10 protein-coding genes and 4 tRNA genes are annotated in these 14,326 nt (G+C 58.6%); 13 read left to right on the forward strand and 1 reads right to left on the reverse strand.

Features of this window, described 5'->3' with window-relative positions:
* The first annotated feature begins 210 nt into the window (after positions 1–210).
* From KHO31_RS23110 to rplL, 11 genes are all read left to right on the forward strand, one after another.
* A tRNA-Tyr gene (locus tag KHO31_RS23110) sits at positions 211–296 on the forward strand.
* A 41-nt stretch (positions 297–337) separates the two neighbouring features.
* Positions 338–411: transfer RNA gene (locus KHO31_RS23115), tRNA-Gly, on the forward strand.
* 16 nt (positions 412–427) lie between these two features.
* Positions 428–502 (forward strand) — tRNA-Thr (locus KHO31_RS23120).
* Positions 503–565: 63 nt separating this feature from the next.
* On the forward strand, positions 566–1,756 hold the full coding sequence (gene tuf / locus KHO31_RS23125) for an elongation factor Tu (protein WP_063497539.1): 1,191 nt from the start codon (positions 566–568) through the stop codon (positions 1,754–1,756).
* 65 nt (positions 1,757–1,821) lie between these two features.
* Positions 1,822–1,897 (forward strand) — tRNA-Trp (locus KHO31_RS23130).
* Positions 1,898–1,933: 36 nt separating this feature from the next.
* The gene (secE, locus tag KHO31_RS23135) at positions 1,934–2,314 is read left to right on the forward strand and encodes a preprotein translocase subunit SecE (RefSeq protein WP_046567533.1); all 381 of its coding nucleotides are present in this window, start codon (positions 1,934–1,936) and stop codon (positions 2,312–2,314) included.
* A 1-nt stretch (position 2,315) separates the two neighbouring features.
* Positions 2,316–2,873 (forward strand): transcription termination/antitermination protein NusG, encoded by a 558-nt coding sequence (gene nusG / locus KHO31_RS23140; protein ID WP_007180147.1) that lies wholly within the window; start codon positions 2,316–2,318, stop codon positions 2,871–2,873.
* Between the two features lie 166 nt (positions 2,874–3,039).
* Positions 3,040–3,471, forward strand: a complete 432-nt coding sequence (gene rplK, locus KHO31_RS23145; RefSeq protein WP_115781229.1) for a 50S ribosomal protein L11 — start codon at positions 3,040–3,042, stop codon at positions 3,469–3,471.
* Entirely contained in the window at positions 3,472–4,170 is a 699-nt protein-coding gene (gene rplA, locus KHO31_RS23150) for a 50S ribosomal protein L1 (RefSeq protein ID WP_007180145.1), read from the forward strand.
* A 302-nt stretch (positions 4,171–4,472) separates the two neighbouring features.
* Positions 4,473–4,976, forward strand: coding sequence for a 50S ribosomal protein L10 (gene rplJ, locus KHO31_RS23155; protein ID WP_120289157.1), 504 nt, complete (start codon positions 4,473–4,475; stop codon positions 4,974–4,976).
* Positions 4,977–5,039: 63 nt separating this feature from the next.
* Positions 5,040–5,414, forward strand: coding sequence for a 50S ribosomal protein L7/L12 (gene rplL / locus KHO31_RS23160; protein ID WP_054043372.1), 375 nt, complete (start codon positions 5,040–5,042; stop codon positions 5,412–5,414).
* Between the two features lie 3 nt (positions 5,415–5,417).
* On the opposite strand, the gene KHO31_RS23165 is transcribed toward rplL, so the two are convergent.
* The gene (locus KHO31_RS23165; protein ID WP_201084396.1) at positions 5,418–5,660 is read right to left on the reverse strand and encodes a hypothetical protein; all 243 of its coding nucleotides are present in this window, start codon (positions 5,658–5,660) and stop codon (positions 5,418–5,420) included.
* 124 nt (positions 5,661–5,784) lie between these two features.
* On the opposite strand from KHO31_RS23165, the gene rpoB reads away from it, so the two are divergent.
* Both rpoB and rpoC read left to right on the forward strand, forming a co-directional pair.
* The gene (gene rpoB / locus KHO31_RS23170) at positions 5,785–9,891 is read left to right on the forward strand and encodes a DNA-directed RNA polymerase subunit beta (RefSeq protein ID WP_201084397.1); all 4,107 of its coding nucleotides are present in this window, start codon (positions 5,785–5,787) and stop codon (positions 9,889–9,891) included.
* Between the two features lie 21 nt (positions 9,892–9,912).
* Positions 9,913–14,151 (forward strand): DNA-directed RNA polymerase subunit beta', encoded by a 4,239-nt coding sequence (gene rpoC, locus KHO31_RS23175; protein ID WP_201084398.1) that lies wholly within the window; start codon positions 9,913–9,915, stop codon positions 14,149–14,151.
* The last annotated feature ends 175 nt before the right edge of the window (positions 14,152–14,326 follow it).

The raw sequence follows: 14,326 nt of genomic DNA on the forward strand, positions 1-14,326 counted from the left end.
CGACTCCACGCCGATGATAGTGCGGATTCCCGTGTGAAAGTAGGTAATCGTCAGGCTCCCACGCATGTCCAGAAACCCCGCCCTCAAAGGCGGGGTTTCTGCGTTTACGGCAGCGCTGGAATCACTATATAAGTGAGAGCTATGAGTTTGGGGCAGTCAAGCAGGTCTTGACAGCAAGCGGTTGTGCCCTCATAATCATCAGTTCTCTGCGGAGGGGTGCCCGAGTGGCTAAAGGGGGCAGACTGTAAATCTGTTGGCTTACGCCTACGTTGGTTCGAATCCAACCTCCTCCACCAGAATGCAAGCTGTAGCAGTAGTTGGGAATCCATGAATCCTTGCGGGTGTAGCTCAATGGTAGAGCAGAAGCCTTCCAAGCTTACGACGAGGGTTCGATTCCCTTCACCCGCTCCAGTAACAAAGAAGTAGCGCCCATGTGGCTCAGTGGTAGAGCACTCCCTTGGTAAGGGAGAGGTCGGCAGTTCGATCCTGCCCATGGGCACCAGAAGTACTCGGTGATTGTTTGCGCGCGGCGCAACGTACGGATAAATCCTCTTAGGAGTCGAAAATGGCCAAGGGTAAGTTTGAGCGGACCAAGCCGCACGTGAACGTCGGCACGATCGGTCACGTTGACCACGGCAAGACCACGCTGACGGCAGCGATCACGACGGTGCTGACCAAGAAGTTTGGCGGCGAAGCAAAGGCATACGACCAGATCGACGCGGCGCCGGAAGAAAAGGCGCGTGGTATCACGATTAACACGGCACACGTCGAGTACGAAACGGCTAACCGCCACTACGCACACGTCGACTGCCCGGGCCACGCTGACTATGTGAAGAACATGATCACGGGCGCAGCGCAGATGGACGGCGCGATCCTGGTGTGCTCGGCCGCAGACGGCCCGATGCCGCAAACGCGTGAGCACATCCTGCTGGCGCGTCAGGTTGGCGTTCCGTACATCATCGTGTTCCTGAACAAGTGCGACATGGTGGACGACGCTGAGCTGCTGGAACTGGTCGAGATGGAAGTTCGCGAACTTCTGTCGAAGTACGACTTCCCGGGCGACGACACGCCGATCATCAAGGGTTCGGCCAAGCTGGCGCTGGAAGGCGACACGGGCGAGCTGGGCGAAGTGGCGATCATGAATCTGGCCGATGCGCTGGATACGTACATCCCGACGCCGGAGCGCGCAGTTGACGGTGCGTTCCTGATGCCGGTGGAAGACGTGTTCTCGATCTCGGGTCGTGGCACGGTGGTGACGGGTCGCGTTGAGCGCGGCGTGGTGAAGGTCGGCGAAGAAATCGAAATCGTCGGTATCAAGCCGACGGTGAAGACGACGTGCACGGGCGTGGAAATGTTCCGCAAGCTGCTCGACCAGGGTCAGGCAGGCGACAACGTTGGTATCCTGCTGCGCGGCACGAAGCGTGAAGACGTGGAGCGTGGCCAGGTTCTGGCGAAGCCGGGTTCGATCAACCCGCACACGCACTTCACGGCTGAAGTGTACGTGCTGAGCAAGGACGAAGGCGGCCGCCACACACCGTTCTTCAACAACTATCGTCCGCAGTTCTACTTCCGTACGACGGACGTGACGGGCTCGATCGAGTTGCCGAAGGACAAGGAAATGGTCATGCCGGGCGACAACGTGTCGATCACGGTGAAGCTGATCAACCCGATCGCGATGGAAGAAGGTCTGCGCTTCGCAATTCGCGAAGGCGGCCGTACGGTCGGCGCAGGTGTGGTTGCCAAGATTCTCGAGTAACGCCAGAAAGTTCTCGTTGATCGGTGGTTTCGGGGTTGGCGGTGTCGTCAACCCCAAAATGGTTTAGGGGTATAGCTCAACTGGCAGAGCGTCGGTCTCCAAAACCGAAGGTTGGGGGTTCGATTCCCTCTGCCCCTGCCAACTCTCGCGTCGTATATGGCGCTTCGTTAAGGTGTTATGGCGAATCCTTCCGTCGAAACTGTAAATACATCCGGCGACAAGCTGATGCTCGTCGCGGGCGTATTGTTGGTCTTGGCCGGGTTCGTGGGGTTCTTCTGGCTCAGCGGCCAGGAATGGTACGTCCGCGGAGCCGCCTTGGCTGTTGGCGCTATCGCTGGTGTTGCAGTCGGTCTTCTCTCCGCGCCTGGCAAGGGTTTCATCGCTTTCGCCAAAGACTCGTACAAAGAAGTTCGTAAGGTTGTCTGGCCGACTCGTAAAGAGGCTACTCAGACAACGCTCGTAGTGTTCGGCTTCGTGTTCGTCATGGCGATCTTTCTTTGGATTAGCGACAAATCCATCGAATGGGCGATTTTCTCGGTGATTCTGGGTTGGAAATGATATGAGCGATACTCCGGCATCCCCGAGCGGCAAGCGTTGGTACGTGGTGCACGCCTACTCCGGCATGGAGAAGAGCGTGCAACGTGCGCTTCAGGAGCGCATCGAACGTGCTGGCATGCAAGACCAATTTGGTCAAATCCTCGTTCCGACTGAAGAAGTGGTCGAGGTGAAGGGCGGTCACAAATCGGTGACTGAACGTCGTTTCTTCCCGGGCTACGTCCTTGTGGAGATGGAAATGACAGACGAAACGTGGCACCTCGTGAAGAACACGGCAAAGGTGACGGGTTTCGTTGGCGGTGCGCGTAATCGTCCGAGCCCGATTTCCCCGCGGGAAGTCGAGAAGATCATGTCGCAAATGCAGGAAGGCGTGGAAAAGCCGCGCCCGAAGACCCTGTTCGAAGTGGGCGAGATGGTGCGGGTGAAGGATGGTCCGTTCACGGATTTCAACGGCAGCGTCGAAGAAGTGAACTACGAAAAGTCGCGCGTCCGTGTTTCCGTTACGATCTTCGGCCGCGCAACGCCGGTCGAGCTGGAATTCGGCCAGGTCGAAAAGTTGTAATCCAGAATTCTACGGGGCGCACCAATCGGTGCGTCCCGTATTTCGCGCTTACGGTCCGCGTAATGGCCGTTGAGGAGCGTAAGTAGTCTGTTTTTTTGGCGAACGCGCGCTACTACTCACTGAATGTCCGCTTGTACCACGGCGGCGTTCCTAAGAGGTTTTCAAAATGGCAAAGAAAATCATCGGCTTTATCAAGCTGCAGATTCCTGCAGGTAAAGCCAACCCGTCGCCGCCGGTCGGTCCGGCACTGGGCCAACGCGGCCTGAACATCATGGAGTTCTGCAAGGCGTTCAACGCGCAGACTCAAGCTCTGGAACCGGGTCTGCCGATTCCGGTCGTGATCACCGCGTTCGCGGACAAGAGCTTCACGTTTGTTCTGAAGACGCCGCCGGCTACGGTTCTGATCAAGAAGGCAGCGAAGATCGACAAGGGTTCGGCAAAGCCGCATACCGACAAGGTCGGCAAGATCACTCGCGCTCAAGCGGAAGACATCGCCAAGACCAAGATGCCCGATCTGACGGCAGCTGATCTGGACGCAGCGGTTCGTACGATCGCTGGTAGCGCCCGCTCGATGGGCATCACCGTGGAGGGCGTGTAAATGGCTAAGCTTTCAAAGCGTCTGCAAGCATTTGCAGCCAAGGTTGATCGTCAAAAGCTGTACGCGATCGACGAAGCTCTGTCGCTCGTGAAGGAATGCGCAAGCGCGAAGTTCGACGAGTCGATCGACGTTGCAGTGCAACTCGGCATCGACGCGAAGAAGTCGGACCAAGTGGTTCGCGGTTCGGTCGTCCTGCCGGCTGGTACCGGTAAGTCGGTTCGTGTGGCTGTGTTCGCACAAGGCGAAAAGGCTGAGCAAGCTCGTGCAGCCGGCGCAGAAGTCGTCGGTATGGAAGACCTGGCTGAACAAGTCAAGGCCGGCAAGCTGGACTTCGACATCGTGATCGCTTCGCCGGACACGATGCGCGTTGTAGGTACGCTCGGTCAGATCCTCGGCCCGCGCGGCCTGATGCCGAACCCGAAGGTCGGCACGGTTACGCCGGACGTCGCGACTGCAGTCAAGAATGCCAAGGCTGGTCAGGTGCAATTCCGTGTCGACAAGGCCGGTATCATCCACGCCACGATTGGCCGTGCTTCGTTCGAGCCGACGGCTCTGCGTAGCAACCTGAACGCTCTGGTCGACGCGCTGCAAAAGGCGAAGCCGGCAACGAGCAAGGGTGTGTACCTGCGTAAGGTTGCGCTGTCGAGCACGATGGGCGTTGGCGTTCGCGTCGACCAGGCATCGATCGCAGCACAGTAATAAATTTCATCGCCTCGATGTGAGTCGAGGCGGTTTTATGGGCTTTGGGCGGTCGCGAAATGGCAGTTTGCATCAAGCGACCGGTTGTCAAAGACCGTTGGCGGGAACGCAGCAGGTAGGCGGTCCCTTAATGTAAAGCCAACGCAGATGGCGAACCCGAAAAGGTTTTGTAGTGATGAAGCCGGTTGAAGTCTGCAGCAATGCGGGATTCAGGCGGTCGAAATACTCCTGACTGGTCGGACGCCGTTATTGAACGCGGTACACAAGGCGCACGCTGCGTGTATCGAATCTGGAGGTTAACCGTGCCACTTAACAAAGAAAGCAAGCAGGCCGTCGTCGCTGAGGTTGCCGCGCAAGTCGCGAAAGCCCAGACCGTGGTTCTGGCTGAGTATCGTGGAATCGCGGTTGGCGATCTGACCAAGCTGCGCGCGAAAGCGCGTGAGCAACAGGTGTACCTGCGCGTGTTGAAAAACACGCTGGCGCGTCGCGCTGTCGAAGGTACCCCGTTTGCTTCGCTGGCAGAGCAGATGACTGGCCCCCTGATCTACGGCATCTCGGAAGATGCAATTGCTGCTGCTAAGGTCGTCAATGACTTCAGCAAGAGCAATGACAAGTTGGTCATCAAGGCTGGTTCCTACGAAGGCAAGGTGATGGACAAGGCTGGCGTGCAAGCGCTGGCAAGCATCCCGAGCCGCGAAGAACTGCTCTCCAAGCTGTTGTACGTTATGCAAGCACCTGTTTCCGGCTTCGCGCGCGCTCTGGCCGCGCTGGCAGAAAAGAAACAAGGCGAAGAAGCTGCTGCGTAACGCACTTCAGTCGAGCGTGATTGATCGCTGGCTGTATCCGAATTCAATTTAGGAGTATTTCAAATGGCAATCGCAAAAGATGACATCCTCGAGGCAGTAAGCTCGATGTCGGTTCTGGAACTGAACGAGCTGGTCAAGGCGTTCGAAGAAAAGTTTGGCGTGTCGGCAGCTGCTGTTGCAGTGGCAGGCCCGGCAGGCGGCGGCGCTGCTGCTGCTGCTGAAGAGCAAACCGAATTCACGGTCAACCTGACGGAAGTCGGCGCGAACAAGGTTTCGGTCATTAAGGCTGTTCGTGAACTGACGGGTCTCGGCCTGAAGGAAGCGAAGGACCTGGTCGACGGTGCACCGAAGCCTGTTAAGGAATCGGTACCGAAGGCTGCTGCTGAAGAAGCCAAGAAGAAGTTGGAAGAAGCCGGCGCGAAGGCTGAAATCAAGTAAGTTTCAGCGCGTTGTGCGAAGGCTGGCGGTTTTCCACCGCCGGCCTTTTTGTGCTTTGTGGGAACCACGTTTTTGCCAGCAGATTTCGGCAAGAGCGGGGGTCCCAGAAGCCAAAGAAAATCGCCTATCGGCAATATTGACCGGCGTTTTTCTTTGTCTTCTGAAGCGACTGCAGAAGGCAAGTTTGGTCGGGTAGCGGGCAACATAGGCATCCGCTGCCGTCAGCCAGCGGTTGGTAGCGGCCAACCACCAAGCTTCTAGGCTCGTTCAAGCCATCGGACGGCCATCGGGTCTCAGTCGGTGAACACTCGGGTTGTCTCATCAAGGTATCCTGCCTCGACAACAATGCCCGCCGTGATTCGGAGATCGTATGCAATATTCCTTCACCGAGAAGAAGCGCATTCGCAAGAGTTTTGCGAAGCGCCCCATCGTTCACCAAGTACCTTTCCTGCTGGCTACCCAGCTTGAATCATTCAGCACGTTTCTGCAAGCAGACACGTCGTCCACGCAACGCAAGCCGGAAGGCCTGCAAGCTGCGTTCACGTCCGTTTTCCCAATTGTTTCGCATAACGGGTTCGCACGTCTAGAGTTCGTCAGCTACATGCTGTCGCCGCCGGCATTCAACATCAAGGAATGTCAGCAGCGCGGTTTGACGTACTGCTCAGCACTGCGCGCGAAAGTGCGCCTGGTGCTGCTCGACAAGGAATCGCCGAGCAAGCCGGTCGTCAAGGAAGTGAAGGAACAGGAAGTGTATATGGGCGAAATTCCGCTCATGACACCGACCGGTTCGTTCGTCATCAACGGCACGGAGCGCGTGATCGTTTCGCAGCTGCATCGTTCGCCGGGCGTGTTCTTCGAACACGACAAGGGCAAGACGCACAGCTCGGGCAAGCTCCTGTTCTCGGCTCGTATCATTCCTTACCGCGGCTCGTGGCTCGACTTCGAATTCGATCCGAAGGACGTGCTGTACTTCCGCGTCGACCGCCGTCGCAAGATGCCGGTCACGATCCTGCTCAAGGCAATTGGCCTGACGCCGGAACAGATCCTCGCAAACTTCTTCGTGTTCGACAATTTCACGCTGATGCCGGAAGGCGCGCAGATGGAATTCGTGCCGGAGCGTCTGCGTGGTGAAGTCGCGCGTTTCGACATCACGGATCGTGACGGCAACGTGATCGTCCAGAAGGACAAGCGGATCAACGCTAAGCACATTCGCGATCTCGACAACGCGAAGACGAAGTTCATCTCGGTGCCGGAAGACTATCTGCTCGGCCGCGTGCTCGCGAAGAACGTCGTCGACGGCGACACCGGTGAAGTCATCGCCAACGCGAACGACGAAATCACCGAAACCGTCCTCGAAAAGCTCCGCGAATCGAAGATCAAAGATATCCAGACGCTCTACACGAACGATCTGGATCAAGGTCCGTACATCTCGTCGACGCTGCGTATCGACGAAACCGCGGACAAGATGGCCGCTCGCATCGCGATCTACCGCATGATGCGTCCGGGCGAACCGCCGACCGAAGAAGCGGTCGAGGCGCTGTTCAACCGTCTGTTCTACAGCGAAGACGCATACGACCTGTCCAAGGTGGGTCGTATGAAGTTCAACCGCCGTGTCGGTCGCGACGAAATCGTCGGCCCGATGACGCTGCAAGACGACGACATCCTCGCAACGATCAAGATCCTGGTCGAACTGCGTAACGGCAAGGGCGAAGTGGACGACATCGACCACTTGGGCAATCGTCGTGTGCGTTGCGTCGGCGAACTGGCGGAAAACCAGTTCCGCGCAGGTCTCGTGCGTGTCGAACGTGCTGTGAAGGAACGCCTCGGCCAGGCCGAAAGCGAAAACCTGATGCCGCACGACCTGATCAACTCGAAGCCGATTTCGTCGGCGATTCGCGAGTTCTTCGGTTCGTCGCAGCTGTCGCAGTTTATGGACCAGACCAACCCGCTGTCGGAAATCACCCACAAGCGCCGTGTTTCGGCACTTGGCCCGGGCGGGTTGACGCGTGAGCGCGCTGGCTTTGAAGTCCGCGACGTGCACCCGACCCACTACGGCCGTGTGTGCCCGATTGAAACGCCGGAAGGTCCGAACATCGGCCTGATCAACTCGCTCGCACTGTACGCGCACCTGAACGAATACGGCTTCCTCGAAACGCCGTATCGTAAGGTTGTGGACAGCAAGGTGACCGATCAGATCGACTATCTGTCGGCGATTGAAGAAGGCCGTTACGTGATCGCTCAGGCGAACGCGGCGGTTGCTGCTGACGGCTCGCTGACCGACGAACTCGTGTCGTCGCGTGAAGCAGGCGAAACGCTGATGGTTACGCCGGACCGCATCCAGTACATGGACGTGGCGCCGTCGCAGATCGTGTCGGTGGCAGCATCGCTGATTCCGTTCCTCGAGCACGATGACGCGAACCGCGCATTGATGGGTTCGAACATGCAGCGTCAGGCTGTGCCGTGTCTGCGTCCTGAAAAGGCCGTGGTCGGTACGGGTATCGAACGCACCGTGGCAGTCGACTCGGGTACGACGGTTCAGGCATTCCGCGGTGGTGTGGTCGATTACGTCGACGCAGGCCGTATGGTGATCCGCGTGAACGACGATGAAGCCGTTGCTGGCGACGTCGGCGTGGACATCTACAACCTGATCAAGTACACGCGTTCGAACCAGAACACGAACATCAACCAGCGCCCGATCGTGAAGGTCGGCGATATCGTGTCGCGTGGCGACGTGCTGGCTGACGGTGCATCGACCGACCTCGGCGAACTGGCTCTCGGCCAGAACATGCTCGTCGCGTTCATGCCGTGGAACGGCTACAACTTCGAAGATTCGATCTTGATCTCGGAGAAGGTGGTTGCTGACGATCGTTACACGTCGATCCACATCGAAGAACTGAACGTCGTTGCTCGCGATACGAAGCTCGGACCGGAAGAAATCACGCGCGACATTTCGAACCTGGCTGAAGTGCAACTCGGCCGTCTCGATGAGTCGGGCATCGTCTACATCGGCGCTGAAGTCGAAGCAGGCGACGTGCTGGTCGGTAAGGTCACGCCGAAGGGCGAAACCCAGCTGACGCCGGAAGAAAAGCTGCTGCGCGCGATCTTCGGTGAAAAGGCTTCGGACGTGAAGGACACGTCGCTGCGCGTGCCGTCGGGCATGAGCGGTACGGTCATCGACGTGCAAGTGTTCACGCGTGAAGGCATTCAGCGCGACAAGCGTGCGCAACAGATCATCGACGATGAACTGAAGCGTTATCGCCTCGACCTGAACGACCAACTGCGTATCGTGGAAGGCGATGCATTCCAGCGTCTCGCACGTATGCTGGCCGGCAAGGTCGCGAACGGCGGTCCGAAGAAGCTCGCGAAGGGTACGAAGATCGAACAGGCTTACCTGGAAGATCTCGACCACTACCACTGGTTCGACATCCGCCTCGCGGACGAAGAAGCAGCGGCACAGCTCGAAGCTATCAAGGACTCGATCGAACAGAAGCGTCACCAGTTCGATCTGGCGTTCGAAGAAAAGCGCAAGAAGCTCACGCAAGGCGACGAACTGCCGCCGGGCGTGCTGAAGATGGTCAAGGTGTATCTGGCAGTCAAGCGTCGTCTGCAGCCTGGCGACAAGATGGCCGGCCGTCACGGTAACAAGGGTGTGGTGTCGAAGATCGTTCCGATCGAAGACATGCCGTACATGGCCGATGGCCGTCCGGCTGACGTCGTGCTCAATCCGCTCGGCGTGCCGTCGCGGATGAACGTGGGTCAGGTTCTCGAAGTGCATCTGGGTTGGGCCGCGAAGGGTCTCGGCTGGCGTATCGGCGAAATGCTGCAGCGTCAGGCGAAGATCGCTGAACTGCGCGAATTCCTAACCAAGATTTACAACGAGTCGGGCCGCGCTGAAGAGCTGGACAGCTTCACGGACGACGAAATCGTCGAACTGGCGAAGAACCTGCGTGAAGGCGTTCCGTTTGCCACGCCGGTGTTCGACGGTGCGACGGAAGAAGAAATGTCGCGCGCGCTGGATCTGGCATTCCCGGACGACATCGCGAAGAACCTCGGCATGACGCCGTCGAAGAACCAGGTGCGTCTGTATGACGGTCGCACGGGTGAGATGTTCGAACGTACGGTGACTGTCGGTTACATGCACTACCTGAAGCTGCACCACTTGGTCGACGACAAGATGCACGCGCGTTCCACGGGCCCGTACTCGCTCGTGACGCAGCAGCCGTTGGGCGGTAAGGCGCAGTTCGGTGGCCAGCGTTTCGGTGAAATGGAAGTGTGGGCGCTCGAAGCGTACGGCGCATCGTACGTGTTGCAAGAAATGCTGACGGTGAAGTCGGATGACGTGGCGGGCCGGACCAAGGTGTATGAGAACCTGGTCAAGGGTGATCACGTGATCGACGCCGGCATGCCGGAATCCTTCAACGTGTTGGTGAAGGAAATCCGCTCGCTCGGTATCGACATCGACCTCGACCGCAACTAATCGGACTACGGAGAGAAAGCAATGAAAGCTCTGCTCGATCTATTCAAGCAAGTCCAACAGCCTGAAGTTTTTGACGCGATCAAGATCGGTCTGGCCTCGCCAGACAAGATCCGTTCGTGGTCGTTCGGTGAAGTGAAGAAGCCGGAAACCATCAACTACCGGACGTTCAAGCCGGAACGCGATGGTTTGTTCTGCGCGAAGATCTTCGGGCCGATCAAAGACTACGAATGCCTTTGCGGCAAGTACAAGCGCCTGAAGCATCGTGGCGTGATCTGTGAAAAGTGCGGCGTCGAAGTGACGCTCGCCAAGGTGCGTCGCGAACGGATGGGCCACATTGAGTTGGCCTCGCCGGTCGCTCACATCTGGTTCCTGAAGTCGCTGCCGTCGCGTCTGGGCATGGTGCTCGACATGACGCTGCGCGACATCGAACGCGTGCTGTACTTCGAAGCATACGTGGTGATCGATCCGGGCATGACGCCGCTGAAAGCGCGGCAGATCATGACGGAAGAGGATTACTACAACAAGGTCGAAGAGTACGGTGACGAATTCCGTGCCGAGATGGGCGCGGAAGGCGTTCGCGAACTGCTGCGCGCGATCAACATCGACGAACAGGTCGAGATGCTGCGCACTGAACTCAAGAACACGGGTTCGGAAGCGAAGATCAAGAAGTACGCGAAGCGCCTGAAGGTGCTCGAGGCGTTCCAACGTTCGGGCATCAAGCCTGACTGGATGGTGCTCGAAGTGCTGCCGGTGCTGCCGCCGGAACTGCGTCCGCTGGTGCCGCTGGATGGCGGCCGCTTCGCGACGTCGGACCTGAACGACCTGTATCGCCGCGTGATCAACCGTAACAACCGGTTGAAGCGTCTGCTCGAACTGAAGGCGCCTGAAATCATCGTCCGCAACGAAAAGCGGATGCTGCAGGAAGCCGTCGATTCGCTGCTCGACAACGGTCGTCGCGGTAAGGCAATGACCGGCGCGAACAAGCGTCCGCTGAAGTCGCTCGCTGACATGATCAAGGGTAAGGGCGGTCGTTTCCGTCAGAACTTGCTCGGTAAGCGCGTGGACTATTCGGGCCGTTCGGTGATCGTGGTCGGCCCGACGCTCAAGCTGCATCAGTGCGGTCTGCCGAAGTTGATGGCGCTCGAACTGTTCAAACCGTTCATCTTCAACAAGCTCGAAGTGATGGGTGTTGCTACCACCATCAAGGCTGCGAAGAAGGAAGTCGAGAACCAGACGCCAGTGGTGTGGGACATCCTCGAAGAGGTGATCCGCGAGCATCCGGTCATGCTGAACCGTGCGCCGACGCTGCACCGTCTTGGCATTCAGGCTTTCGAGCCGGTGCTGATCGAAGGTAAGGCTATCCAGCTGCACCCGCTCGTTTGCGCGGCGTTCAACGCCGACTTCGACGGTGACCAGATGGCTGTGCACGTGCCGCTGTCGCTCGAAGCGCAGATGGAAGCGCGTACGCTGATGCTGGCGTCGAACAACATCCTGTTCCCGGCTAACGGCGATCCGTCGATCGTGCCGTCGCAGGATATCGTGCTCGGCCTGTACTACGCGACGCGTGAAGCAGTGAACGCCAAGGGCGAAGGCCTGACGTTCACCGGCGTGTCGGAAGCACTGCGTGCTTACGAGAACAAGGAAGTCGAGCTGGCCTCGCGCGTCAACGTGCGGATCACGGAAATGGTCCACAACGAAGACAAATCGGAAGGTGCGCCGGCATTCGTGCCGAAGATCACGCTGTACGCAACGACCGTTGGCCGTTCGATCCTGTCGGAAATTCTGCCGCCGGGCCTGCCGTTCTCGGTGCTGAACAAGCCGCTGAAGAAGAAGGAAATCTCGCGCTTGATCAACACCGCATTCCGCAAGTGCGGTCTGCGCGAAACGGTGATTTTCGCCGATCAGTTGATGCAGTCGGGTTTCCGTCTGGCAACGCGCGCTGGTATTTCGATCTGCGTCGACGACATGCTCGTGCCGCCGCAGAAAGAACAGATCGTCGGCGATGCAGCCAAGAAGGTGAAGGAATACGACCGTCAGTACATGTCGGGTCTGGTCACGTCGCAAGAGCGCTACAACAACGTGGTCGACATCTGGTCGGCAACATCGGAAGCGGTCGGCAAGGCGATGATGGAACAGCTGTCGACGGAACCGGTCACGGATCGCGACGGCAACGAAACGCGTCAGGAATCGTTCAACTCCATCTACATGATGGCGGACTCGGGTGCTCGTGGTTCCGCAGTTCAGATTCGTCAGCTGGCCGGTATGCGTGGCCTGATGGCGAAGCCGGACGGCTCGATCATCGAAACGCCGATTACGGCGAACTTCCGTGAAGGCCTGAACGTGTTGCAGTACTTCATCTCGACCCACGGTGCACGTAAGGGTCTGGCTGATACGGCACTGAAGACGGCTAACTCGGGTTACCTGACCCGTCGTCTGGTCGACGTGACGCAGGATCTCGTGGTGGTCGAGGACGATTGCGGTACGTCCAACGGCGTCGCGATGAAGGCGTTGGTCGAAGGCGGTGAAGTGGTCGAAGCGCTGCGTGACCGTATTCTCGGTCGCGTGACGGTGGCTGACGTCGTCAATCCGGAAACGCAGGAAACGCTGTACGAAACGGGCACGTTGCTCGACGAAGACGCGGTCGAAGAAATCGAACGCCTCGGCATCGACGAAGTGCGCGTGCGTACGCCGCTGACTTGCGAAACGCGTTACGGTCTGTGCGCAGCCTGCTACGGCCGCGACCTGGGTCGTGGCTCGTCGGTCAACGTTGGCGAAGCAGTCGGCGTGATCGCTGCTCAGTCGATCGGTGAACCGGGCACGCAGCTCACGATGCGGACGTTCCACATCGGTGGTGCGGCATCGCGTGCAGCAGTGGCTTCGTCGGTTGAAGCCAAGTCGAACGGTACGGTGCGTTTCACGGCGACCATGCGTTACGTCACCAACGCGAAGGGCGAACAGATCGTCATTTCGCGTTCGGGCGAAGCCATGATCACCGACGACCACGGTCGCGAGCGCGAACGTCACAAGGTGCCGTACGGCGCGACGCTGTTGCAACTGGACGGCGCGCAGATCAAGGCCGGCACGCAACTGGCGACGTGGGACCCGATGACGCGTCCGATCATCACCGAGTACGGTGGTACGGTGAAGTTCGAAAACGTCGAAGAAGGCGTGACGGTTGCCAAGCAGATCGACGATGTGACGGGTCTCTCGACGCTGGTCGTGATCGACGTGAAGCGCCGCGGTTCGCAAGCGTCGAAGACGGTGCGTCCGCAGGTCAAGCTGCTCGACGCGAACGGCGAAGAAGTCAAGATCCCGAACACCGAGCACTCGGTGCAGATCGGCTTCCAGGTCGGCGCTCTGATCACCGTGAAGGACGGTCAGCAAGTGCAGGTCGGTGAAGTGCTGGCACGTATCCCGGTCGAATCGCAAAAGACTCGCGACATTACCGGTGGTCTGCCGCGTGTGGCCGAACTGTTCGAAGCGCGCTCGCCGAAGGACGCCGGTATTCTGGCGGAAGTCACGGGCACGACGTCGTTCGGTAAGGACACGAAGGGCAAGCAGCGTCTCGTTATCACGGACCTCGAAGGCAATCAGCACGAGTTCCTGATCGCGAAGGAAAAGCAGGTTCTGGTGCACGATGGTCAGGTCGTCAACAAGGGCGAAATGATTGTCGACGGGCCGGCTGATCCGCACGACATTCTGCGTTTGCAGGGCGTCGAAGCGCTGGCGCGCTACATCGTTGACGAAGTGCAGGACGTGTATCGTCTGCAGGGCGTGAAGATCAATGACAAGCACATTGAAGTGATCGTCCGTCAGATGCTGCGCCGCGTGCAGATCGTCGATAACGGTGACACGCGCTTCATCATGGGCGAACAGGTCGAGCGCTCGGATATGCTCGACGAGAACGACCGGATGGCGGCGGAAGGCAAGATCCCGGCAACCTACGACAACGTGCTGCTCGGTATCACGAAGGCATCGCTGTCGACCGATTCGTTCATCTCTGCGGCATCGTTCCAGGAAACGACCCGCGTGCTGACCGAAGCGGCGATCATGGGCAAGCGCGATGATCTGCGCGGCCTGAAGGAAAACGTGATCGTTGGTCGTCTGATTCCGGCTGGTACGGGTCTCGCGTTCCACAAGGCACGCAAGAGCAAGGAACTGTCCGACCGCGAGCGTTTCGACCAGATCGCAGCGGAAGAGTCGTTCGAATTCGGTACGCCGGAAACCCCGGCCGCCGAACAGCAGCACTCAGGCGAGTAAGTCCCGGCGGCGTAAGCCGCTTGGGCTCACCAGCCAGCGAAGCCGCTCAGTTTCGACTGAGCGGTTTTTTTTTGTCGACAGGAGTTAGTGCTGTAGCACTTACTCCTGTCCCACGCACCGCGGGCGCTTCGTTTTTGTGCGTTTTTGTGGATTCGTCGGCTGAACGGCTAACGTT

This window comes from Paraburkholderia domus (assembly GCF_905220705.1).
GTDB classification, from domain to species: domain Bacteria; phylum Pseudomonadota; class Gammaproteobacteria; order Burkholderiales; family Burkholderiaceae; genus Paraburkholderia; species Paraburkholderia domus.